Consider the following 23,780-nt stretch of genomic DNA (forward strand, 5'->3'; position numbering starts at 1 on the left):
CACTACTCGGCACCTTGCCTAGGCTCGGTGTGCCCTCACTTCGGCCCTCGTGGTTAACGGGGCGCCGAGATCAACGTCCACCGCGAGTGAGACCGTGTTTCTCCTGTGGCCGCGGGCTTGCTCGCGAATGTCTGTCCAGGCGAAATCAGGGGGCGTGTGAGGCCCTTATGGTTTGAGGTACAGCAAAAGACAGGGGGCATTTATTTGTTGGCGCAGGACGACGGGGCGATAAAGGGAATGAATCACAACGGCAATGCCGGCACCGTGTGTTTTGCCTGGGCATTCGATCTGAACAGCCGAATCGCCACCTCCGGCGGTGCCGCGGTCAGTTTCAATCAGTTCATCGTCGAGGACGGGCGAATCCTCCAGGGCCGGATGCGTCATGTCCGACGGGTGGAAGCCGACATCATGGAAGCGGCACGCTCGAGCCAGGGTGTCGAGACCCTGGAGCAGATCAAGTTCGCGATTATCGAGCGCAATGGGAAGATTTCGGTGATAGCCAAGGAACCGTCCTGAGCACGTCGCCGGGGACTTATTTCGTGGCGAGGGAGCTCGCACCCGTTGTATGTGCAGGCGCTGACGAAGGCTGCGATCTTTTGATCTTTCGCTGAGTCGTAAAGATCGCAGCCTCGTTGTACTCGACAGCGCCTACGCCACTTCTATGCCTACAGAATCGGCTTACCCCCGGTGATCCCATAGCGGGCGCCGGAGATGTAGCTGGCTTCGTCCGAGGCCAGCAGCACATAGATCGGCGCCACTTCGACGGGTTGGCCGGGGCGGCCAAGCGGGGTCTGGGAGCCGAAATTCTGTGTCTCTTCCTCGGGCATGGTCGCCACGATCAGCGGCGTCCAGATCGGTCCCGGTGCCACGCTGTTCACACGGATGCCCTTGGGGCCGAGCATTTGCGCCAGGCCGCCGGTGAAATTGGCGATGGCGCCCTTGGTGGTGGCATAGGCCAGCAGCGTCGGCTTGGGCATGTCGGAGTTGACCGAACTGGTGTTAATGATCGAGCCACCCGGCTTCATGTGCGGGACGGCGGCCTGGCAGATCCTGAACATCGCGGTGATGTTGATATCGAACGTACGCACCCATTCTTCGTCGGATATTTCCTCAAGACTTTCATGGGTCATCTGGAACGCGGCATTGTTGACCAGGACGTCGATATGCCCGAAGCGGGCGACGGTTTCATCGACGATTTTGCGGCACTGGTCTTTGTTTGCCAGGTCACCGGGCAGCAACAGGCATTGGCGTCCGGCCTGCTCGACCCAGCGGGCAGTTTCCTTGGCGTCTTCATGCTCGTCCAGATAGGCAATCGCCACGTCCGCGCCTTCACGGGCAAAAGCAATGGCGACGGCGCGACCGATGCCGCTATCGGCGCCGGTGATCAGGGCGATTTTGTTAGCCAGTCGTCCGGAGCCGATGTAGCGCTGTTCACCGCAGTCCGGGTAGGGGTCCATTTTCCGTTGGCTGCCGGGCACCGGCTGACTTTGTTTCGGGAAAGGTGGGAAAGGGTAGTCGACCATTGTCGTTCTCCAGGCTTGATGGGGTTGCGATGGAGGGTGGACTGTGGGGTTTCGGGCAGAGTTCGGTCGGATTTTCTTGCTTGTCGATGAGCGTGATGACTGACGTTTCGTCGGTGAATAGAGAGCGGCGACGGACATTGAATGACGCTGTACGCTTCAATGAACGTACGGAGTTCGATAGGGAGCAGGACAATGTTCAGCCACATACAGATCGGTGCGCGCGACCTGCCGAAAATGGTCGCTTTTTATGACGTCGTCCTCGGCTGCCTGGGACTGGAGCGTATCGAGGGCGAGCACGACTCGGGCCCGCCGGGGGAGGGTTGGCGGCGGCCCGGCAAGCATTGGCCACAGGTTTTCGTCCAGTTGCCTTTCAACGGCCTGCCCGCCACCTGGGGCAATGGCATGCAAGTGAGCTTCGCCGCTGACTCCCCGCAAACCGTGCGTGCTGCCTGGGAGCAGGCGATTGCCATGGGCGGCTCCGACGAAGGCCCACCCGGCCCGAGGCCGCAGTATTGCGAAGGTTATTTCGGGGCGTATTGCCGCGATCCGGAGGGCAACAAGCTGTGCTTTGTCCATGCGCCGGATATGCAGGAATAAACCCCAACCCCCTCGATCCTGCACGCGCCGTGCAGGCGCTGTGTAGGCGCTGACGAGTGCAACGAGGCTGCGATCTTTCCACTGTCCATTGAGTCCAAAGCGAAAGATCAAGATCAAGATCAAGATCAAAAGATCGCAGGCTTCGCCAGCTCCTACAGGCGCCGCGGGAGCAGGGGGGATCAGCCCCTGGCTTTCAGGCTGCGCTCCATCCGCGCAATCCCTTCCTCCAGCAGCGTCCGCGGGCAGCCGAAGTTCAGGCGCACGAACTGACCGGCGTCGTCGCCAAAATCCAGGCCGGCACTCAGCCCCACCTTGGCTTCTTTCAGGAAGAAGCCCTGCGGGTCATCCAGCCCCAACGCGGAGCAATCCAGCCAAGCCAGGTAAGTGCCTTGGGGCACGGTCATGGTAATGCCCGGCAGGCGAGTGTTCACCGCTTCGACCAGGTAATCGCGGTTGGCTTGCAGATACGCCTTCAAGGCCTCTAGCCACGGGCCGGCTTCGCTATAGGCCGCTCGGGTCGCTTCAAGGCCCAGGGCATTGACGCTGTCGACCATGCCGGCCCGGGCACTGTTGACCCGTTCGCGCAGCTTGGCGTTCTGGATAATGGCGAACGAGGTTTTCAACCCAGCGATATTGAAGGCCTTGCTGGCGGACATCAGGGTGATGGTGCGCTCGGCAATTTCCGGGCTGAGGGAGGCGGTTGGAATGTGCACGCGGCCGTCGAAGCACAGTTCGGCATGGATTTCGTCGGAGATGATCCAGGCGTCCTGCTCCAGGCAAATGTCTGCCACGGCCTTGAGTTCCTGGCGGTCAAACACCTTGCCCAACGGGTTGTGAGGATTGCTCAGCAACAGCGCGCCACCGCCCTGCAACGCGTCGCGCAATGCAGCCAATGGCGTGTGGAATTCACCGTTGACCGGGGCGAATGGCAATTCCACTTTATTCAACTGCCAGTGACCCGGGGCGTTGCGCAGCGGCGGGTAGTTAGGCACCTGCACCACGACATTCTGCTGGGGTTGTACCAAGGCATGCAGCGCCATGTTGAAGCCCGGCTCGACACCCGGCAGGAACACAATCTGCTGGGGCTCGACGCGCCACGCGTACTTGCTCCACAGATCGGCCACGACGGCGGCACGCAGATTGTCCTGGGCCACGCTGTAGCCCAGCATCGGATGTTCCAGGCGCTTGTGCAGCGCGTCGATGATCACGGGCGGGGCGGGGAAGTCCATATCGGCAACCCACATCGGCAACACATCGGCCGGGTAGCGGCTCCATTTGGTACTGCCGGTGCCGTGGCGCTCCAATACCGTGTCGAAATCGAAAGTCATGGGGGCTCCATCAGTCAGTCATGAGATGGCGACCATCATAAAGCAAAGATCAGCGCAGAATGGATGCGGTTATATGAGTTGGCGTCGTCTCAATACGAGGCCGTTGCCGTGAATACGCCCAACGGAAGGTAATCGGAAGATTCGAGCGCTACGATCGTGGCGACCAGGAGGAAGGAGGACGACCAGCTGATGATGGCGCCCGATGTCCACAACGCAAGATCGCCCGCCCGTCGGCGGATTGCTCCTGCAAAACAGCCCCCCATGAAGTCGTTCAGACCAATGCCATTAGCCGTGACACCCAATATGGCCCGGGCTAATGTCCCGATTCATCGCGGTGTAATGCACGGGGGAATGTAGCCCTGTGTATCCAAGTCCATTGTCGATACGGACGATTTCATTCAAAGCCGTCCCTGACACATGCGCGATACCTGGCTGACGTCAAATGAGCCCACCGAGACAGCCCAATCCGTCTCACAAGCTCATCCCACGTCGTTCGCAAGGAGCTTCACATGGACATAAACCCGACATCCGCCCCCCGGCATCGCCGTCTGCTCGCGCCAACCCTTCTGGCGTTCGCAATGATGCAACTGGGCACCTTGGGATTGACCTCATCCCGGGCAAGCGCCGCCGATCTGCCCGCGAGCACCATCGGTATGATTACCCCTGGCAGTCACACGTCGTTCGGCCCGTTGAAGCACCTCAAGGCTGGCCTGCTGGACGTCTCCTATGCCGAGGTCGGTCCCGCCGATGGGCCGGTGGTCATCCTGCTGCATGGTTGGCCCTATGACATTCACAGTTACGCCGATGTGGCGCCAGCGCTGGCAGAGAAGGGCTATCGCGTGCTGATCCCGTATGCCCGCGGTTATGGCGATACGCGCTTCCTGTCGGCCAAGACCCTGCGCAACGGCCAGCCTTCTGCGCTGGCCAGCGATCTGATTGATTTCATGGACGCACTGAAGATCAAGCAGGCCGTGCTCGGCGGTTATGACTGGGGCGCACGCACCGCCGACATTGTCGCGGCCCTTTGGCCGGAGCGGGTGAAGGCGCTGGTGGCGGTGAGTGGCTACCTGATCGGCAGCCAAGAGGCCGGCAAGACGCCGCTGCCCCCGGCCGCCGAACTGCAGTGGTGGTATCAGTTCTACTTCGCGACCGAGCGTGGACGCCTGGGCTATGAGAAAAACACCTACGACTTCGCCAAGCTGATCTGGAAGCTGGCGTCACCCAAGTGGAACTTCGATGACGCGACGTATGAGCGAAGCGCCGCTGCCTTGCGAAATCCCGATCATGTCGCCGTTTCAGTTTTCAACTATCGCTGGCGCCTGGGCCTGGTCAAGGGCGAGGCCAAATACGATGGGCTGGAAAAGAAACTGGCGATGTTCCCGTCGATCAGCGTGCCGACCATCACCCTGGAAGGCGATGCCAATGGTGCTCCCCACCCGCCTGCCGAAGCCTATGCCAAGCGCTTTACCGGCCAATACGAACATCGTCTGATCGATGGTGGCGTCGGCCACAACTTGCCGCAAGAGGCACCGCAGGCGTTCGCCCAGGCGGTGATCGACGCCGATCATCTTCAATGATGTCGCGTTCCCAGCATCTGAAGTGAAGGGTTGCCTGAAACAACGAATTTTTCTCCCAAGGGCTGATACTTGAAATCACCTTGGATCAGGCAAACATGCCGGCGGATCCGGCAAGCGGATTGGCGTTTCTCTCCACATACTCTCGCGGCCCTGAGGCCCTGCCACGGCTGTATCCGAGTGGCAGGGGCTTATGTAGGCCATCGAAAACATGTGTGCGAGTGCTTGATATGGAAAACAACGCGATCCGCTTTGCCTGCAACGGCTGCGGGATTTGCTGCAAGGGTCGGCTGATTCCACTGACGCTGGATGAGGCAAGGCAGTGGCTACACCGTGGACATGAGGTGGCGGTGGTGCTGGAGGCATTCGATGAGACGACCTGGTCTTCGCAGCCTCGACAATTCGCCCACAGCGCCCAACGGGCCGTGGAAGTCACCAGTGGCGATGCCCAGATTCGAGTCGTTGCGGTACTGGCTGGCAATGCGCTGACGCAGTGCCGCAATCTCGGCGACGATGGTCGTTGCGGCATCTATGAAGAGCGGCCGTTGGTCTGTCGAATCTACCCGATGGAAATCAATCCGCTCATTGCCTTGCGTCCTGCCGACAAGATCTGTCCTCCCGAGGTCTGGGAGACGGGCGAGGTCTTGTTTACCGACCGCGTCGTCGATCCGATCCTGGCCGATCAGATCGATCGTTCCCGCCAGGCGGACAGGGACGATGCCCAGGCCAAGATTGCGCTGTGTGAAGCGATGGGCATGACCGTCGCCGCCTGGAAGGACAACGCGTTGGCGGTGTACTTGCCTGATCGGGCGCAGTTGGCCGAAGCGATCATTCGCTACGACCGCGCGCCGGCGGCACCGACAGGCCGGGACTGGAAAGTGCGGGTTGAAACGCCGGCCTTGGCCCAACGACTGCTGCAAGCGGGTGTCGCGTTGGATGATCAACGGTCAAATGGCTATATCTTCCAAAATCTTTAGGTGCCCAACGAAGCCATCACTTCGTGCATTCCCTGCTCCTGAAGCATCTTGTCATCTCTAGGTCGGCGTGACGGAAGCCCGTTCCAGGTCGTCGAATCGAGCAAGAAATTGCGCCAATCAGGCAAGCGGCGCGAACCGCCGACCCAGCATACCGCGTCCATACTGATCGACGACTTGCGGTGAGGGCGAACATTGTTCGCTCTCATCTGTGAACGGTCGTGGGCCCGATGTTTTCAGGAGTGAGATGTGCACACCGACTTTAGACGCGACCAGGGCGTCAGCGACATCAGACGCCTGGCCGCTTCGGTCAGCCAGCTTGTGCCCAGCGAGGGCGACCAGATCACCGCCATTGCCGGCTTGAGCCTGCATCGGCGCAACGCGATCACTGCGCCGACACACTGCATCTATGGCCTGGGCATCGGTGTGCCCTTGCAAGGGCGCAAGCAAGCCATGCTCGGGGACGAGATACTGACCTACGTGCCCGGCCAGTCCATGGTGACCTGCGTGGATCTGCCGGTCATTTCCCATGTCTCCCAAGCCAGCGTCGCCAAGCCGTTCCTGGGCATGATGCTGAGATTCGATAGCACGATGGTAATGCAGGTGGCCGAGCGCATGCAGTTGTCACAACGCATGAGGGACGACGCGTTTCGACCGATTACCGTACAAGCGCTGGATGTCGGCCTGCTGGACGCCCTGCGACGCTTGATAGACCTGCTCAAGGAACCGTTGCTGCTTGAGGCAGTGGCTCCGCTGATCAAGGAAGAGATCATCGCTCGCCTGTTGAGCGGTGCCCATGCGCCACAGTTGCTGCATGTGATCGCCGCCGGGACACCCAGCCAGCACATTGCCAAGACGGTTGCCTGGCTGAAACTGAATTTTCGCCAGGCGTTGCGCATGGACGATCTGGCGGCACAAGCCCATATGAGTCCTTCCACGTTTCGCCAGCATTTTCGCACCGTGACCGGAATGAGTCCGTTGCAATACCAGAAGCAGCTGCGGCTACAAGCCGCTCGGCAGTTGATGTTGAGCCAGAACGTCGACGCAAGCAGTGCAGGGGGCTTGGTTGGTTATGAAAGCGCGTCGCAGTTCAGCCGTGAATACAGCCGCCTGTTCGGTGCACCACCGCAGCGGGATATCAAGCGCATTCGCTTGTGATCGTGAGGCGTGCCAGACAGCCTCACACGGCTGTCACGCCAATTTGAAAGGCAACTCACGCAACGGTTTTCCCGTCAGGCTCGCCACCGCGTTGGCAAAAGCGGGAGCCAGTGCCGGCAGGCCGGGTTCACCCATCCCCGTAGGAGGTTCGGCGCTGGGCACGATGTGGACGGCAAACGCCGGCATGTCGGTGATGCGCGGCACGCTGAAGTCAGCAAAATTGCTCTGCTGCACCACGCCATCTTTCAGGGTGATCGCGCCACCTGGCAGGCACATCGACAAGCCCATCAGCGCCGCGCCTTGGACCTGGGCCTCGACACTGCGTGGGTTGACGGCCAGGTTGCAGTGCACACCAGCGGTTACGTTGTGCAGCACCGGACGGCCGCCCTGCACCGAGGCTTCGACGACGTAGGCCACGACCGAACTGAACGACTCGTGGACCGCCACGCCCCAGGCGTGGCCCGCCGGTAACTGGCGCTTGCCATACTCGCTCTTGTCCACGGCCAATTGCAGCGCCTCGCGATGGCGCGGGTTCTGCTTAGCAAACAGTCTCATCCGGTAGGCCACTGGATCCTGCTGGGTCGTGCGGGCGATCTCGTCGATCAGCGTTTCCATCACGAACGCCGTATGGGTGGAGCCCACGCTGCGCCACCACAGCACGGGAACGTTGAGCTTGGGGTGATGAACCGTCAGCCGCATGGGCAGCGGATACGGATTGCGCAGGCCTTCCGTGGCGGTCGGGTCGATGCCGTTTTTCACCCGCCCGCCAAACACGGTGCCGGAGAGGATCGATTGGCCCACCAGGGTGTGGTCCCAGGCGAGCACCTTGCCACTGTCATCAAAGCCGATGCGCGCGCGGTGCAGGTGCATGGGGCGATAGTAGCCACCCTTGATGTCGTCTTCCCGGCTCCAAAGGGTGCGAATAGGGGCGTTGACCCCGGCGGTGCGCGCGGCCTTGGCCACTTCGCAAGCCAGCACAACGAAATCGTTGGTGGGCACGCCGCGTCGGCCAAAACCACCGCCGGCGGTCTGCACGTTCACCTGGATCTGCTCTGGCTTGAGGTCCAGCACCTTGGCGGCCGCGGCACCATCACCGCCGGGGAACTGCGTACCGACCCACAATTGAGCGCCATCCCCGGCTAGCTGCACGGTGCAATTGAGGGGCTCCATTGGGGCATGGGCGAGGTAGGGAAACACAAACTCGGCGTCCAGTTGATGCGGCGCGCTGGCCAGTGGCGTCATGTCAGCATCAAAGTGCAGTGGGCCGGGCTGGCTGGCCAGTTCCCGGTATTGAGCCAATTGTTTCTCGCTGTCCACTTTTTCTACAGCGTTGGCATTCCACTCCACTTTCAGCGCATCGCGTGCCAGCTTTGCCTGCCAGTAACTGTCGGCAACCACCGCAACACCTTCGGCGCCGCCGTCCAGTGGTACGCGTAACACGGCTTTTACACCTTTCGTGGCACGGGCCGCGCTGTCATCCAGGGAGGCGATTTTGGCGCCGAACACCGGTGGCCGGGCGACGACTGCCGTGAGCTGTCCCGGCAGATGCATGTCGATGCCGAAATCCTGCTGGCCGCTGCTCTTGGCCTTGGCATCGATACGGGTGATGGCCTGGCCGATGATGCGGAAATCCTTGGGATCCTTGAGCGTGATTTGCTCAGGCACCGGCATCGCCATCGCGGCTTCGGCCAGTTCGCCGTAGCTGGCTTTACGACCTGCCGGGCCGAGGACCATGCCGGCGTGGGTGCTCAGGCTGGCCACATCCACGTTCCAGCGCGCGGCGGCGGCACCCAGCAACATGGTGCGGGCACGGGCGCCGAGTTCGCGGTACTGGGTATAGCTGTTTTTGATCGAGTTGGAGCCGCCGGTGAGGTGGATGCCAAAAGCCGGGTCCATGTAGGCGGCGTCGTTGCTGCCGTTGCGACTGCGCATCAGGTTCCAGTCGGCATCGAGCTCTTCGGCAAGAATCATCGGCAAGCCGGTCTGCACGCCTTGGCCGAACTCCAGGCGGTTGATGGTCACCGTGACTTCGCCGCTGGGCGCGATCTGCACGAATGCCGAGGGTTGCTGGGTCGGTTTGAGTGGCGCTGCGGCGGCACCATTGGCCTGCTGGGCCAGGGCCAGGTGTGGAAACGCCCCCAAGGCCAGCCCGCCGATGCCGACGATCTTGAGAAAGCTGCGGCGGGGCAGCGCAGCGGGGGCGTCAGCCTCGTCACGTTCAAGCAGGCGTTGCAAGGCGCGAGGCTGCTCGCTCGGAAAAATGTCGTTCAACATGGTCTGCTCCGATCAGGCAAGGGCTTTGGCGGCATCAGCCACCGCAGCGCGGATACGGGCGTAGGTGCCACAGCGACAGATGTTGCCGGCCATGGCCGAGTCGATCTCGGCGGCCGTGGGCTGCTTGCCCTTGGGCTGGGCCTTGAGGAAAGCGGTCGCGCTCATGATCTGGCCGCTCTGGCAGTAGCCACATTGCGCCACGTCATGCTTGACCCATGCTTCGTGCACGGCGCTGCCGACCGGGTCGCTGCCGTTGGTTGCTGCTTCGATGGTGGTGATCTTCTTGCCTTCGGCGGCAGCAATGGGCGTCACGCAGGAACGAATGGCCTGGCCATCCAGGTGAACGGTGCAGGCGCCGCACAACGCCGCGCCGCAGCCGAACTTGGTGCCGGTCATGCCCAGCGTGTCGCGCAGGGTCCAGAGAATCGGGGTGCTTGGGTCTACGTCGACCGTGTATTCACGGCCGTTTATGTTCAGGGCGCTCATAGGGGGACCAGCTCCGGATGGTTTGGCTCTGGTTAACTATAGGAAGGAATAATCAGGCCAAGTTGCACGATCCGGGCTGATTCTTGCCTGATCTTGCAAACCAATGCGCCCAGGCAGAACTACGCTGTCTTATTAGAGCAAAAGGGCGGTACTCCCAGCCACCAAGGACGATAGGCAGGAAACATGTCATGAGCGTGACGATGCTCCCAAGCAGTACTTATGAGGTGAGACAGAACGAGATTGCCATGGTTTCCCGGCGTAAAGGTATTCAACGTAGGGAAACATTGTTCACGCAAGGCTTGAATCCCTGCATTGGCGTGTTGTTATGGGACGACAATTGGGTCGTGCTAGGCCACCTTCATGACTCCACACAGGGTTCATTCGAAGCTTCGTATGCCGCGGTGTTGATGAAAATGCGCACTGATTCGGGCGGCTTGTCGGTCATATCCGGCGGGATCCTATATCACAAAAACCTGCACACTCATTTGATCGATCACCGGGACACCCTGAGAAATTATCTCAGGGATAATGGCGTCGTCGTCCAGACCGACACCGTCTCAAGTAACGACGATCCTGAGAATCCTGCACTGCGAGTGGCAGTGTCACGTTCCGGAAAATACGCAACACCGCACATCAAAACCACGATGCAAGCGCCAGGCAAACCATTAGCCGTCACACGGGCTGGACCATACGCTCAGATTATTACACCGAGGCTCATTGGGCTGGCGGTTCCAGCCATCACGATCATCACTGGGCAAGACCAGGCGGAAACCTATGACCACGGCAGCTTTACGGCCCTGGCCCGGAGGTATGGTTTGTAGGCGTGGCTTTATTTTTGTCCATCAGACCGCCCCTGGCGCGAGCCATATCGGCGAAATTGATGTGGCGGGGGACGCGTCTTAAGAACGACGAGCAACCCTCATTGAGTCTTCCCTGAAAACCCGCAGTACCTGGCAGACCACACCACCGCCAACGTCAACAGCAAGAGAGCGACCAGCACAGGCGCAAACGCAACGACACCCAGGTGATCGAGCAGGAGACCTCCCACGATCCTGCCACCCAGCAAGCGGGCAACGATCGTCAAACCATAATCGGACGAAAGCGTCGTGACCGTATTGGCAATGGCAAAACCGGCAATGGCCAGCAGCAGGAGTGACCGGCGCCGCATGCCTTGGGTCGCGGCCGTCAACGGAATAGCCGCCAGTAAGGAACCTATCGCATAGACCGTGACCCGAGGCGTTGCTGTACGTCGTGCGCGATGCATTGGGGATTGCCTGCGTGTCGGATTTCACCGTGCGCGATGCCATCGCCGCCGGTGAACTGGTCACCGTCCTCGACGACTTAAATCGGCATCAGAACACCTTCCGCATGCTCTGGCCTTCAAGCAAGCACCTGGCGCCGAAACTGCGGGTGTTCATTGATTTCATGAGCAGTGAATGGTTCAAGTGACTCACCGGCGACACGTTCCAACCCCTGCGCGAGCCTGTTCAGATCAAGGGGTCTTGTTCTCGACCAGACAGTTTCCGCCATCCACCACAATGACTTCGCCCGTGAGATAGCTCGCCTCTGAAGACGCAAGGAAAGCCACCAGTGCAGCGACCTCTTCGGGACGTCCGGCGCGGCCCATCGGCGTATAAGCGGCCGCTTTGGCTTCCTCTGTGGTAGTCGACCCGGTGGTGATCCAGCCGGGAGCGACGCTGTTCACCGTAATCCCTTGCTGGGCGACTTCCAGCGCCAGGCTCATGCTCATTCCAACCATCGCGGCCTTTGCGGCGCTGTAACCCGCTTCACCGGGATTACTGCAGCGGGTGCCGGTAGTGGAACTGATGTTGACGATGCGCCCGTAACGACGTGCCCGCATGCCGGGCAGCACTGCCCGTGTAAGCAGAAAAGCCGTGGTCAGGTTTCGCGCCAGTGTCAGGTTCCAGGTGTGCAGATCCATGCTTGCCAAGTCGGAAAAAGACTCCGGGCTGCCTTGCATCGCCATGCCTGCATTGTTGACCAGAATATCGATCCGCCCCCAGAGGGACTCTGCCCACACCATGAACTCACGTACCTGGTTTTCATCGGTAAGATCGAGGGCCCGGCCTTCGACTTCGAACCCTTCGGCGCGCAGTTCTGCGACTCGATCATTGATTCGCGCACTGCTGGCGTTGATGATCAGTCTGGCACCTGCAGTACCCAGCCTGCGCGCGATCGCCATGCCGATACCGATCTCACTGCCAACCCCGCTGATGAGTGCCACGGGGTTCTGTCCAACTGCGTTTGGCATGGTGCCTCCAGAGGGGGGGTAAGTGATTGCCAGGCGCCGGCGCGCTATATAAACATCCTGATCAACGCCCGAATACCGCCGTCATCCCCAACAACCGCTTTTGCCGCCAAGCCGGTGCGCTCGTGGGGAAAAGCACTTCGTTTGGCCGATAGCGGGCGATGCCGCAGGCGGCGGCGATGCGCTGGCGTTGCTGGCCGTGGATAAGGGCTTGCTGAAAGCTGTGTTCGCTATGGGCCAATCCCAGCATATAACGAGTACCTGCCGGGAAGTGTCCGCTATTGGCTTGCCACCATCTTTCGATTGCCTGCGGGTCGGGCCAGGGCAGGTTTTCATCGGGGTCCATCGCGACATTGGGGTCTTCAGGGTCATCGTTCGGGCCAGCATCGAAATCCGGCAAGGCCTGCAGTTCCAGGTCGAGTAGCGCCAGGTCGGCGCCGGTGATCAGGCTGAAGGCTTCACCGGCGACGCGGGCATAGGGCAGGTCGCTCATCTGCTCGATCAACCACGGTACGCAGACCGGATCGCCCAGCAGCCCAAGGGCTTGAATGCCGATGTGCCGATCCCTGGGATCCTGTACCCACTGGCGTATCCAGGCGATGCTGGGCTCGCGTTCCTGCCAGGCCAGCAATATACAGAGCGCGCGGTACTGGAACGCGCCCGGTTGCTCGGCGAATGAGCGCAGAGGCTCCAAGGCCTGCTGATCTCCCATTTGGGTGGTAGCCCAATTGGCCCAGAAGCGCGTGGCGGAGTCTTCATGCTGGCGGTGGGCACGAATCGCCGGCAGCAGGTCACGCCGGCGCAGCTCGCCGGCAGTGCGGGCGGCACGCGCCAGCACGCTTGGGTCGGCATCGGAAAGTCCGGTTTGCAGGGCGGGGCCTGGATCGTGGCGATGCATGCCGCAGGCGGCGAGGCCGAGGCGACGGAACAGGGGCTCGGGGGCAGCGAACATGCGGTCGATCCAGGGCGATATCCGCTCCCAGTCGAGCCACCCGAGGGCCATCAGATACCCACGCTCCGTTTCCAAGGCACTGCGTAAATGAGTGCTGAGCAGCGACAGCCCCTTCGCATTGGCCGCCTCGAAGGCCAGCAGCACACTGGCGAACATCTCGCCGACGGTGTGCGGGCCGAGCTGGGTCAGCAGAGTCTCCAGACCTGTTGAGCCGGCAATGCGCAGACCATCGAGATGAGCGTCGATGCGTTCGTCCAGTTTGCTGAGGTCGTCAAGGTCATAGTGGGGCGCGCGCACGGCGTGATCGTGCAGGAGGATGAGGAAGCAAGCTTCTTCGGCGTGTTGCTCGATCATTGATGAGATGGGGACCATGACGTCTCTGTCTTGTTACGGCACCAGGTTTGCAAAGAAGTAACGTTTACCGACTTCGAAGTGCAGGGGAGAGGCCATGTACCGGTCCAGGACAGCGGCCGCATTCAGCGGTTGGAACTCGCCGTTTTTTCCGTAGAAGCTGGAACAGTCGACGCCGGAATACACCTCGAATTTACGCCTCCAGATAAGAAAGTTGCTCCAATCGATCCATTCGTCAGTGCCTGAAGGAACCAGGGACTTTCTCATGACCCAGACTTGTTTGTTCATGTCGACGGGCATCCCCCCGGAAATTGAGCAGCGATCGCTGCCATAAGCGTTCTGCAGTTCGCTAAGTAGTGAATCGACAGCCGCTTTGTAATCGACTTCGTTCAGGCCACTGTCAAAGAACTCGGGCTCCTCATTTTCGATGGGGTCAAGCAGATTGGTTAAATTGGCTTCCACGGCGGCTCGGTCGGCCCGACGTGCAAACGTACGCCATGCCTCAACCATGAAAGGTATCAGCCACAGCACACCAGACCACTGGGCTGCCAGGCACGCCTCGATGCGAAGGTAAGTGGGGCCTTCGAGTATGAGCTCCGCAAGGAAATCCAGGTCAGTGTCGAGCCCTGCATCAGCGGTTAAGCCGAGGCAGGCCGATACCAGCGTTGGATCGCAACTGGGGTCCACTATCCATTTGCGCAGTTGGGATACGTGGCTGTAATCGCCATGCTTGGCCTGTTCCAGAATCGCAGCAAGTGCAATCCACGGATCATCATTCATCCATCCGTCAGGTGACAATACTTCTGCCGGAGCGGGGCCACTGTAGTGATATCCACGTCCCTTCCAATAGAAGCTGTCTTGAAGGAAACCAGGTCTTTGGGTGTGCTTGTAAATAGAGGCTTTCATCATTCGGGCCTTGGAAAACTATTGATGCGTGTCTCTTGAAGTGCACTCAGCTCTCCTTCGAGCTTCTCACACTTCTTGCCAGTAGGGGCGAGATTCCCTTGCCCGGCCGGACAACCTCCGGCCGCCTTGGGGACTCTATGCGCCACCGGCTCTCCCTGGCCCACTTCTGTTTTCCAACGCATATAGCCTGGTCTGTTAATCGCCCAATCATTTTCAATGTTGGCTTTCTCTCGTTTGCTCGTTACGTAGTACTTATTGCAGCCGCTCGGTTGCTTTCCGGCGGGTGGCAACAGGTGCCTGCACTTGGGGTTGGCCCGGACTTTGGCGAGCACGGCTGCATTCTTGGGATTTTGTGCGGTGCCGTAGAATTGCTCCTCCGTCATGTACTCCCCGTTCGCTTGAGCCTTGGAGTGCGCCGCGCCGCCGCAACATTCACATTTGTGTTTGCCCGGCACCTTGGCGTCTTGTTGCACCGGACTGTATTTGGCGGTGTTGACCATGGGCACAGCCGCATTCGCTGCGGGGCTGGCATGATTCGATGTGGTGAGATCGGTATGTCTGTCTACGTTCTGGCCTTCGAAAAGAACATCCATTGACCATGAGACAAAATAGGTCTTGCCGGTGATGACGTGAGTGATGACACCGGCACCCTGGCTTCTTGTGGCGGCTTCATCGCCCAGCGGTGAAGTTTTATAGAAGGAGCGATTTTTTAACATGATCTCCTTGTTTTCGATCTTGACGGTCTTGCTGCCTTTCTTCATGTCCTTGGAAAACGAGGTGTCTGGATAGGGCACCGGGATTGCCCCCCCCGGAGGCGGTGGTGGCGTCAGGCAGACATCCGGGAACGCCGCGATGACCTTGCCGCCACCCGCTTTGCAGGCAATCTCATCGCCGTTTGCGTAAACGTCGCAGCTCATAGGTCCCCCTCTGGTTGGCTAAGGTCGAGCACGACGGCGGCGGCGCGTGCGCCGGCCAGGGCACTGCTCAGACAGATCGCGGTGGTTCCCGGTGCATAGCCTTTGCGAAACGCCTGGTCGGCGAGTATCAATTGGACGATTCCAGCAATGGCCCCGGTGTCACCCATGGCCTCTGCCCAATGCCACAATGGCTGATCCTCTTTTCGGACTGTCCGAAAAAGCCGGGCCTCCATCAACGGAAGTTCCTTGAACCCGTATTGCTCTCCCGTGACATCGGACAGGCGCAGGTCAATTTCATGCAGACCCAGTTTGGCCTGCGCGAGCGCCGTACGAGCGGCGTCGGTCAGCCCGCCTGCCCGCAGGGGTTTGCTCGACAAAAGAGGCGCCTCTTCTTGTCCAAAGCCCAGGCCTGAGATTTGCAGGCAGGTACCAGGTTGCCGATAGGCCTGAATCAGGATGGCCGCGGCCCCTTCGCCAGGAAACAAGCCGTCATTGTGAGTCGCCGTTTTCAGCCGGCGATGTTCGTCCAGCCACTGCAGCGTCAAGGCGCTGAGCAGCGAGTCAACACCCGCCACCACACAGGCGGGAACCCGTGTTTCCTGCATTAAACGACTGGCTTCATGAAGGGCATGCATGCCGGCAACATGGCCAGAGGGGATGACCCTGGAATGCGTTGGATGGAACTGTATGCCCAACTTGGAAGATACGTCCTGTATGACGGCCTGGGCTATTTCCCTGATATTGATTCCGGGGCGCTCCGGTTCAGCCAGGCACAGGAGAAATGGCACTTCTGTCCAATCCAGCTTCGGCGCACCCTGTATCAACTCGACCAGTGCATGCATCATGAGCCCGGACATGCGCGCTGCTGCCGGCAGAGCCAGGTCAAGGCTGGGCACAGCCGCGCCGATGATGGGTTCGCACGCGTTGTCAAAAAACGGCAGCTCCTGGAGTGCTGACAGCCCGGCGCGCTTGGCAGCACAGGCGCTGGCGACGCATAAGCCCACGGGACACGCCATGCCCATGCTGGTGATGAAGAGGGCGTGTCCCTGCATGGAGGTCATATCTCCTCTTCCGCGGGAGGATAGGCTTCCTTAGTCCACGCGATGAGTTGAGCCAATGACTTGAAGTGTTGTTTTCCTCGCATGCGTTCTTCGTTGGCCTTGGCCTGTTCGAACTGATCGGCGGTTTGCCCGACGATGACCTTGGCCACCTCCTTGATGTTGCGCCCGAGGGGCGAAGAGGCTCGCCATGTCAGCGTCAGGCGATTCGCGTCAGGTTCAAGAATGACGGTGTCGACCACGGCGGCTGCTTCCCGTGTGCTGTCGTCGTGAAAAACGACAAGCACCGCTAGTTTCAGGTTTGCCGGAAGCCTGAATGCCGAGCGGCCTTTATCGCTCAGATTAAGCAGCGCGACTTCTTCGCCCCCCCGGGGATAATCGATTTGCTGGTCCTCGGGTGCACATTGGAAATAGCGCAAGTCAAAATCTTCGGGAAGGAATGGAAATTGATGATCAAGCCACGCCTGATCATAGGTGCCGGCCCATTGGATACGCTGCCGCCATGCTCGACCAATCGGGCCAAATGCCATTGGCTTGTAATGTTCGTGGGGGGCGGTGACCGGCCTGTCCAGTTCTTCGGTATTTGGGAGCGGCAAGCCATTGGTCTGGGCACTGTTTGCTGCGGGGTAAAATCCGGCTCCAACCGGGTTCCATGGGTACCATTTGTGTTTGGCCGGGTCTGCATGCGTGCGATCCACGCCGCCAAAAGCCTGCGCGTAGGTAATCGGCATTGTGGTGAATGGAACAGGTTTGCTTATCGAGTGTGAGAGGGCGCTGTCCTCATAGATTCGTGCCCCAATCACTTTGAATGCTTTGACGAGAGTCCCCACTTTCAGCGCTACGTTCACCTCCGTCGCCGGCTCTCCATTGGGGGCGTGGCAGTGACCATTGAGCAGGACATCGCAGCGGGGCTTGTGCAGCGCAAAATCGTTTTCGTATAACGCAGATGAGTCACTCGGTTCACCAGGGAATACGTCGGCCAAGATCAACGGAGCCTGTTGTTCGAGCAGGCGAGGCGCATGTCCAGGGTGATCTGGAATGCCGTAGGTTCCTTTCGCCACCACGACCAGCCATTCACGGCCCGTTTTATCGGTTGAGGTCGTATAACCGCCGACGAGGCGAGTCTTGTTTACCAATTCCATGGCGTCATGCCTCAGTTGATCTGCACCGAGCCGCCCTTGATGCGGTTCACACCGGATGATCGGCTCGATAGATAGGCCCCTCGGATCAACACCTTGCCTTCGCGCGTGAGGGTAATGCTCGCCTTGCCGCAGCGCAGGACGATTTCCCGTTCTGCGGTGAATTCCAAGCGCTCGCCGTCCAGGTCGGCGACGGCGGGCGTGGTGGTTTGCGGCAGGCGCTGGATGCGACCGATCACCAGCGGTCGGCTCAGGTCGCCGGCCTCGAACATCAGCGCGACCTGGGCGCCAATGTCTTCACGAGAGAGCGGGGTGGTGGTGCGTGCGGCGAGGCCGGTTTCGCCGGGGCAGCCAGGGAAGGCCACCATCGGGGCATCTGCCCTGGGCACATCCAGCAGCACCCCAATCACGACGCCATCCACGCGGGTGGGCGTGGCGGTGGCGGAAACGGGTAAATGATATTCAACGGTCATGGCGCCGACTCCGTGGCTAGTTCTGCAGAATTTTCTGGCCTTTGACGACCACGTTCTTGTTCGCCTTGATGTTGATGGCGCCGGAGCCGTCGATGGTGATGTTCTTGCCGCTGATCACGATGGTGCCGTCCTTCTTCATGGTGATGCTCGCCGCGCCCGTGGTCAGGCTGATGGAGTCGCCGGCGTTGAGAGAGAAGTGCTTGCCCACGTCCAGGCTGTCGTTCTGCTTGATGTTGGTGGTGCGGTTCTGGGCCACGTCGCGGGATTCGTTCTGGCCGATCTGGGTGCTCTGGTTGCCGCTGATCTCGATGCCTTCGTTGCCCTGGACCGTTTCGTTACGGTTGCCGGTGATGCCGATCGTTTCGTTGCCGCCCACGTCTTCGGTGCGGTTGCTGGCGATGCTGATTTTCTCGTTCGCACCGACTTTTTCCGTGCGGTCGGCACCGATGGTGATGGTCTCGTTACTGCCCACGTTCTCGGTGCGATCGGCGCCGATGGTGATTTTCTCGTTGCTGCCGACATCCTCGGTACGGTTCACACCGATGGAGATGGTTTCGTTATTGCCGACCTTTTCCTTGCGATCCACACCGATGGTGATGGTTTCGTTGTTGTCGACCGTTTCGGTGCGGTCGTGTTTGACGTGCACGGTCTCGTCGTTGTCGATGGTCTTGCTGCGGTCGTGGCCGACCCAGTGGGTCTCGTCGTTCTCGACCTCGATGTCCTGGTTTTTTTCGGCGTGGATAAACAGCTGCTCGGCGCCTTTGTTGTCCTCCATGCGGATTTCATTGAAGTTGGCCGGTGAGCCGCCCTTGCTTGAACGGCTTTTCGTCCCGCTCTGGGTGGCATTGGCGGGCAGCGCGTAGGGCACAGTCTGTTCGGCGTTGTAGACGCGGCCAGTGATGATTGGCCGATCCGGATCACCCTCGAGGAAACTGACGATCACTTCCTGGCCGATCCGCGGGAGCTGCACGGAGCCCCAGTTCTTGCCGGCCCAGGCCTGGGACACACGAATCCAGCAGGAGCTGTTTTCGTTGGACTGGTCATGGCGATCCCAGTGGAAATGCACTTTGACCCGGCCATACTGGTCGGTCCAGATCTCCTCGCCACTGGGACCTACCACCACGGCAGTCTGCGGTCCACGGACGATGGGCATGGGCGTGAGGGGCAGAGGGCGGAAGGCCTGGTTGGCATCCATGCAGTCCAGCTCGCTGACGAACTGTTCGTCGACGTCAGACTGCCCGCTTTCATAGGCATCCTGACGAATCTGATAACGGGCGACCACCACGAGATACTCGCGGTTCTGGTCCGCACGGTCGTACCCCGTCAGCGTGAACACATGGCCGCAGCCGATGCCGCGGGCGCGGCCGCGTAATTGCACACGCTCGAACTGACTGTGAATGGCTTCGATGCGGGTACGGGCGTAGTGATCGCCATCGTTGCTCTGGACGTATTCACCTGGGTAGTCGTAGAGCGGGTAGTCGGCGTTGGTGTGGTCGCGCGGCACACTGGAGCGCACCTCAAGGCTGGCGCGCGGGCGCAGGAAGTCATAGTCGTTCAGGGCCAGCGAACCGGGTTGTACTTCCCGCGCCAGTTGCCAGTCGTAGAAATGATCGCGCTCGCGCATTTGCCGGTCAGGCGGATAGAAGGGCACCGAGGCATAGTCTGGTGCCGTGGTGTGGGCGCCATAGGCGTCGGCCAACACCAACACATGACGCGCTTCTTCATGGCGAAAGTAATAATAGATGCCTTCCTGCTCCATCAACCGGCTAACGAAATCGAAGCTGGTTTCGCGGTATTGCACACAGTATTCCCACTCGCGATAGCTGCCGCTCAGGCTGTCCTCGAAATCAGAGAAGCCGAGGTCGCGGAACACCTGCTTGATGATGTCCGGCACGGTCTTGTTCTGGAAAATCCGGCAATCGGAGGTGCGCGTGAGCAGCCAGAACCAGGGCCGTAGACTGACGCGATAACCGGCGAACTGGCCATGCCCGGTCAGTTGCCGGCAGCTGCAGACAATGCCGTGGAAGTAGCGTTTGCCACCGTCGTACAGCTCCAGGGTCAGGCCCATCGGCTTGCCCAGCAACTGGTCGAACGTGATCGCCCGGTCTTCGGAGGTCAGGTCCAATTCGTAATGGAACAACCGCCCCAACTCTTCGCTGCCGTCCATGCTTTGCAACAACAGGACATCGTCGCCGAGAGGACTGTCGACCTGTACCAAACGGTTGTTTTGCGTGATTGCCATGAGCGGCTTCCTTGGCTCGGGCCCGGGCGTCAGTTGGCCGTCATCAGTAAGGTGGCGTCGCACGCAGGGGCGTCGCCATAGGGGATGCCAGGGGGCGTTGAGTCCAACAATTGCTGCACATCCGCCACAGGGGTGATCTCCTTATCGGTCTTGCGGTATTCAATCAACTGAAGGTATGAGCAAATCCGTATCCTGCGGATTAGGGTGTGTCCGAAGCCATTTGATGGCGTTTCTGACCCGTCGGGTACGTTCCGGCATCCAGCTCAAACTGGCAGACGCTGAGGTCAAGATAGGTGACTGAAAGGTCGTTTGCTTAGTTTCGTTGGCTATATAAACGATTATTAAATCGAATAATCTGGAAAGGGCGTGCTGACGTCAAAACTCCCGGCCAAAGGCTGCCCATCCGGCGCCGTTGCTGCTGACGGCACTGCTGGACCGAACAACACTTTGAACGTCTCCCCCCACGCAGCCTCTGACACTCATGCAGGGCGAGTGCATTTCGCTCATTCACGCGCGGAGGATAGGTTTACATGAAGATTCTAATGGTCCTTACATCTCACGATCAGTTGGGCGACACCGGCAAGAAGACTGGATTCTGGCTGGAAGAATTCGCCGCTCCCTATTACGTGTTCGTCGACGTCAACGCGACGGTTACGCTTGCGTCTCCAAAGGGTGGGCAACCGCCACTGGACCCCAAGAGTGACGAAGAGCAGGCCCAGACCGAAGCAACACGTCGCTTCGCGTCCGATACCAAGGCCCAAGCGGCGTTGGCCAACACCGTGCCGCTGGGTGAGGTCGATCCCTATGCCTTCGATGCCGTGTTTTATCCCGGAGGCCATGGGCCCCTGTGGGATCTTGCCGAGAACACCGACTCCAAGACCCTCATCGAAGCGTTTTATGCCGCGAATAAACCCATCGCGGCCGTCTGCCACGCGCCCGGCGTGTTCAAGAACGTCAACGCGCCGGACGGTGAGCCCGTGGTCAAGGGTAAAAAAGTGACCGGATTCACCAATTCCGAGGAGGAGGCGGTGGGGCTGACCCAAGTGGTTCCGTTTCTGGTGGAGGACATGCTCAAGGCCAAGGGCGGCGAATATTCCAAAGGTGCTGATTGGGGAAGCTATGTGGTCGAGGATGGGCACCTGATCACGGGTCAGAATCCGGCTTCATCCGAAGCTGCGGCCACAGCCCTGCTCAAGCGACTGAAGCAGGAACAGGCGGGCTGAGTCAACGTTGCAGGGCGGTCAACTCGGCCGCCTGATAACGGGGCTGGGAGAGCAGGTTCCGGCGCGGGTGATTAAGACCCATAGTCGATTCCTGCTTATATAAGGTCACTGACCTGGCTCCATGTGATGTTGAATCGAGCCAGAAATTTTCGGATTCGATCGGAGTCGTTAGGTGACACCTTGACTGATCGGGTATGCGAAAAGAGCTTGCGCCCCGCATCCGCCTGGCTTGCCGCGGTGCTGCATACCTTCAGAACCGACTCCAGTTGCAGGCGATCAAACAGGTCAATCTCAAGACCAGCATTAGCCAAGTGTTCCGACAGCGGGTCGGAGGCGGTCGGTATCCGCCAGTCCAGACGCAGTCGTTCCAGCCGCTGTCAGCCAATGTGGCCATCCGGGTGATCGACGCAGAGAGTTGTCGGAAGTTTCCTGGCCAATTGGCATCAGTAGTTCAAAATCGATGTTTGGCTCGATGTCCTCCCTGCGATTGGCCAGTCCGGGCAGGACAAAGGTCCAAATGTTGATTCTGGCTAATAAGTCCTCGCGAAACAGGCCTTCGATAACACGCGCTTGCAGATCACGATTAGTGCCAGCGATCAGAGTGAAGTCAGACTCGACCTCTTTATCAGAGCCCATCGGCAAGAACCTCTTCTCCTCAATTGCTTTCAGAAGCATTGCTTGCTCGTCGAGCGGTGTTGCCGATGGCAATTACCGGCGCTGGCAAGCTGACAACGGTGCGCCTGAGCAATCACATCCGAACGAACGCTGTTGTTATCCAGCAGTTCCTCGATGTTGGCGTACGCCTCACGCAATCTTGTGATGACGGGGGTGTTGTTGTTGAGCTTCGTGCTCGTTAGGTTGGATTGATCACGCGCCGGTGAGCGAGACTCGGCCGTAAGCGGCTTCCACAGTAATTTCACGCATTGGAGAAAGCGGATGGACGGAAGTACGGCGTGATGGCCTTTTGCTTTTACGCGGATCCCGCTAGAATTCGTCCCCCTCTCTGTTAGCGGCATTAGCCAAATTACGCAAGGAAGTCGATATGCAATTTGCAAAAGCCATTGGCCTCGCCTTGGCCTTGAGCCTGAGTGGATGCGCCAGTTTCACCAAAGATGAAGTAGCCCCCGTGAACCTGCCTTCGATGGCCAGCTACTCGAACAAGCCGAACGTCTATGTCGATTTCGATTTCTATCAGGGCGATCCCGACAATGCCAAGGCCACCGAGGTGCCGCAGGCTCGCGACATGCTCAAGCCCGACCTGAAGCGAACCTTCGATGAATCAGGGCTTTTTGGGCGCGTGGTCTTTGACGAATTCCAGAAGCAACCAGGTGATTACAGTCTTCGATTGAAGGTCTATAACCATGCGCCGGGCGGTGGGCAAATGGTCCTGGCGTTCCTCAGTGGTTTCACGTTCACGATCATTCCTGCGCTGGCAACCGACCAGTACACCATGAGCCTGGAAACCCTGGACGAGCAGGGCCAGCCGTTGGGCAAGGCCAGCAATCATGATGCGATCAACACCTGGATGGGCATCTGGTTCCTGCCTCTGGCAGGTAATACGCCCAAGGCGGCCATCACCGACACCTTCAACCGCCAGGTCAATGCGCTGTTGAAGAACTGGGTCGACAACAACCGCATAAAATACTCCGCTGTCGATACCCGCATTCCACGGGGCTGAAGCCGATAAAAAAGAGCCGCAATCGCGGCTCTTTTTTTTGATCACTTCAACGCTTGAGTGAACTGCGGGTCGTTGTACAAGCTCTTGAGCAAGTTTTGCAGCATAGGGTTGTAGTTGTTCGCGGCCGCCGGAATGGCGATCGGGCCGAAGAAACTGCTGTCCCAATCACGCTGCACATCCTTGGTGGTTTCGTATAAAACCTGATCACCTTTACGCAGCGTAAAGCGCGCAGCCACTTCGCCATGGCCGCTGCTCATACCTGCGGTGAGCTGGCTCTTGACCAATTGAACCTGCAACTGCCGGTCAGCACGAGGGTCCAACAGACCCGCCTGGCGGAGCTCGTCGTTGATCGCGGCCTGGATGTGCAGTGGAACGCTGCCCGCGGGTGAGGAAATCGGGTTCAGGCGCACCATCAGCGACCCTTGACCTGAATCCGCATTCACCTGCGTCTCGCGCAAGGGCTGCATGGGTGCATTTTGCTTGAGCTGTTGAACGTTCTGAAAATTGGCTTCATAGCGGGTCATGGTCACGCCACAACCTTGTAGCAGCAGCGCGCAGAACGGTAGAGCCAAGTAGAGCTTCTTCACAGCAAATCCTTATGTGCTTTTTTAGAAGGCGTGATTATCGGTTAGTGGCCTTGGGCTATCAAGGAAGAGTT

General features: G+C 59.6%; 21 protein-coding genes and 3 pseudogenes. 9 read left to right on the forward strand and 15 right to left on the reverse strand.

From position 1 onward, the window contains the following. Positions 1-342: 342 nt before the first annotated feature. Positions 343-516 (forward strand): annotated as a pseudogene (locus AACY31_RS06965) (YetF domain-containing protein); the annotation flags it as partial. A gap of 149 nt (positions 517-665) precedes the next feature. Here the strand turns inward: AACY31_RS06965 and AACY31_RS06970 are convergent. Further along, complete coding sequence (locus AACY31_RS06970; protein ID WP_339504216.1) at positions 666-1,523, reverse strand: SDR family oxidoreductase; 858 nt, start codon at positions 1,521-1,523, stop codon at positions 666-668. 192 nt (positions 1,524-1,715) lie between these two features. Between AACY31_RS06970 and AACY31_RS06975 the strand changes: the two genes are divergently transcribed. Next, the gene (locus AACY31_RS06975; RefSeq protein ID WP_339479361.1) at positions 1,716-2,120 is read left to right on the forward strand and encodes a VOC family protein; all 405 of its coding nucleotides are present in this window, start codon (positions 1,716-1,718) and stop codon (positions 2,118-2,120) included. Positions 2,121-2,299: 179 nt separating this feature from the next. On the opposite strand, the gene AACY31_RS06980 is transcribed toward AACY31_RS06975, so the two are convergent. After that, the gene (locus AACY31_RS06980; protein WP_339479363.1) at positions 2,300-3,448 is read right to left on the reverse strand and encodes a MalY/PatB family protein; all 1,149 of its coding nucleotides are present in this window, start codon (positions 3,446-3,448) and stop codon (positions 2,300-2,302) included. A 509-nt stretch (positions 3,449-3,957) separates the two neighbouring features. Here AACY31_RS06980 and AACY31_RS06985 point away from each other — a divergent pair. From AACY31_RS06985 to AACY31_RS06995, 3 genes are all read left to right on the forward strand, one after another. Continuing rightward, positions 3,958-5,025 (forward strand): alpha/beta fold hydrolase, encoded by a 1,068-nt coding sequence (locus AACY31_RS06985; RefSeq protein WP_339479365.1) that lies wholly within the window; start codon positions 3,958-3,960, stop codon positions 5,023-5,025. 227 nt (positions 5,026-5,252) lie between these two features. Next, positions 5,253-5,999: a YkgJ family cysteine cluster protein gene (locus AACY31_RS06990; RefSeq protein ID WP_339479367.1), complete on the forward strand. Its 747-nt coding sequence runs from the start codon at positions 5,253-5,255 to the stop codon at positions 5,997-5,999. Positions 6,000-6,245: 246 nt separating this feature from the next. After that, on the forward strand, positions 6,246-7,154 hold the full coding sequence (locus AACY31_RS06995) for an AraC family transcriptional regulator (RefSeq protein ID WP_339479368.1): 909 nt from the start codon (positions 6,246-6,248) through the stop codon (positions 7,152-7,154). Between the two features lie 33 nt (positions 7,155-7,187). Here the strand turns inward: AACY31_RS06995 and AACY31_RS07000 are convergent, their stop codons facing one another. Together AACY31_RS07000 and AACY31_RS07005 are read right to left on the reverse strand one after the other, a co-directional pair. Further along, positions 7,188-9,428, reverse strand: a complete 2,241-nt coding sequence (locus AACY31_RS07000) for a xanthine dehydrogenase family protein molybdopterin-binding subunit (RefSeq protein ID WP_339504218.1) — start codon at positions 9,426-9,428, stop codon at positions 7,188-7,190. Positions 9,429-9,440: 12 nt separating this feature from the next. Then, a complete protein-coding gene (locus tag AACY31_RS07005) occupies positions 9,441-9,914 on the reverse strand; it encodes a (2Fe-2S)-binding protein (RefSeq protein WP_003201837.1) in 474 nt (157 codons plus the stop codon). Positions 9,915-10,102: 188 nt separating this feature from the next. Between AACY31_RS07005 and AACY31_RS07010 the strand changes: the two genes are divergently transcribed. After that, a complete protein-coding gene (locus tag AACY31_RS07010) occupies positions 10,103-10,735 on the forward strand; it encodes a hypothetical protein (protein WP_339479370.1) in 633 nt (210 codons plus the stop codon). Between the two features lie 212 nt (positions 10,736-10,947). Here the strand turns inward: AACY31_RS07010 and AACY31_RS07015 are convergent. Next, a pseudogene (locus AACY31_RS07015) lies at positions 10,948-11,145 on the reverse strand (MFS transporter); the annotation flags it as partial. Between the two features lie 20 nt (positions 11,146-11,165). Here AACY31_RS07015 and AACY31_RS07020 point away from each other — a divergent pair. After that, on the forward strand, positions 11,166-11,363 hold the full coding sequence (locus tag AACY31_RS07020; protein ID WP_339479371.1) for a LysR substrate-binding domain-containing protein: 198 nt from the start codon (positions 11,166-11,168) through the stop codon (positions 11,361-11,363). A gap of 43 nt (positions 11,364-11,406) precedes the next feature. On the opposite strand, the gene AACY31_RS07025 is transcribed toward AACY31_RS07020, so the two are convergent. The 8 genes from AACY31_RS07025 to AACY31_RS07060 form a co-directional block, all read right to left on the reverse strand. Beyond that, positions 11,407-12,186, reverse strand: coding sequence for an SDR family NAD(P)-dependent oxidoreductase (locus AACY31_RS07025; RefSeq protein WP_339479372.1), 780 nt, complete (start codon positions 12,184-12,186; stop codon positions 11,407-11,409). Positions 12,187-12,247: 61 nt separating this feature from the next. Further along, positions 12,248-13,507, reverse strand: coding sequence for a TIGR02270 family protein (locus AACY31_RS07030; protein ID WP_339479373.1), 1,260 nt, complete (start codon positions 13,505-13,507; stop codon positions 12,248-12,250). Positions 13,508-13,522: 15 nt separating this feature from the next. Beyond that, positions 13,523-14,392: a hypothetical protein gene (locus AACY31_RS07035; protein WP_339479374.1), complete on the reverse strand. Its 870-nt coding sequence runs from the start codon at positions 14,390-14,392 to the stop codon at positions 13,523-13,525. Then, positions 14,392-15,309 carry a DUF4150 domain-containing protein gene (locus tag AACY31_RS07040; RefSeq protein ID WP_339504220.1) on the reverse strand — a complete coding sequence of 306 codons (918 nt, stop codon included), beginning with the start codon at positions 15,307-15,309 and terminating at the stop codon, positions 14,392-14,394. The genes AACY31_RS07035 and AACY31_RS07040 overlap by 1 nt, the downstream gene beginning before the upstream one ends. Continuing rightward, the gene (locus AACY31_RS07045) at positions 15,306-16,370 is read right to left on the reverse strand and encodes a 3-oxoacyl-ACP synthase (protein ID WP_339492870.1); all 1,065 of its coding nucleotides are present in this window, start codon (positions 16,368-16,370) and stop codon (positions 15,306-15,308) included. Before AACY31_RS07045 ends, AACY31_RS07040 begins: the two co-directional genes overlap by 4 nt. Then, on the reverse strand, positions 16,367-17,509 hold the full coding sequence (locus AACY31_RS07050; RefSeq protein WP_339479377.1) for a DUF2169 family type VI secretion system accessory protein: 1,143 nt from the start codon (positions 17,507-17,509) through the stop codon (positions 16,367-16,369). The genes AACY31_RS07045 and AACY31_RS07050 overlap by 4 nt, the downstream gene beginning before the upstream one ends. A gap of 11 nt (positions 17,510-17,520) precedes the next feature. Next, entirely contained in the window at positions 17,521-17,979 is a 459-nt protein-coding gene (locus AACY31_RS07055; RefSeq protein ID WP_339492868.1) for a DUF6484 domain-containing protein, read from the reverse strand. 16 nt (positions 17,980-17,995) lie between these two features. After that, the gene (locus tag AACY31_RS07060) at positions 17,996-20,221 is read right to left on the reverse strand and encodes a type VI secretion system Vgr family protein (RefSeq protein ID WP_339504222.1); all 2,226 of its coding nucleotides are present in this window, start codon (positions 20,219-20,221) and stop codon (positions 17,996-17,998) included. A 530-nt stretch (positions 20,222-20,751) separates the two neighbouring features. Between AACY31_RS07060 and AACY31_RS07065 the strand changes: the two genes are divergently transcribed. Continuing rightward, positions 20,752-21,444, forward strand: coding sequence for a type 1 glutamine amidotransferase domain-containing protein (locus AACY31_RS07065; protein ID WP_339479381.1), 693 nt, complete (start codon positions 20,752-20,754; stop codon positions 21,442-21,444). Between the two features lie 95 nt (positions 21,445-21,539). Here AACY31_RS07065 and AACY31_RS07070 read toward each other — a convergent pair. Further along, a pseudogene (locus tag AACY31_RS07070) lies at positions 21,540-22,134 on the reverse strand (sigma 54-interacting transcriptional regulator); the annotation flags it as partial. A 352-nt stretch (positions 22,135-22,486) separates the two neighbouring features. Here AACY31_RS07070 and AACY31_RS07075 point away from each other — a divergent pair. Further along, complete coding sequence (locus tag AACY31_RS07075; protein WP_092224511.1) at positions 22,487-23,122, forward strand: hypothetical protein; 636 nt, start codon at positions 22,487-22,489, stop codon at positions 23,120-23,122. Positions 23,123-23,163: 41 nt separating this feature from the next. On the opposite strand, the gene AACY31_RS07080 is transcribed toward AACY31_RS07075, so the two are convergent. Continuing rightward, positions 23,164-23,709, reverse strand: coding sequence for a hypothetical protein (locus AACY31_RS07080; protein WP_339479385.1), 546 nt, complete (start codon positions 23,707-23,709; stop codon positions 23,164-23,166). Between the last annotated feature and the right edge of the window lie 71 nt (positions 23,710-23,780).

It is taken from the genome of Pseudomonas sp. RL_105y_Pfl2_101, from assembly GCF_963970585.1.
In the GTDB taxonomy this organism is placed as follows: Bacteria; Pseudomonadota; Gammaproteobacteria; order Pseudomonadales; family Pseudomonadaceae; genus Aquipseudomonas.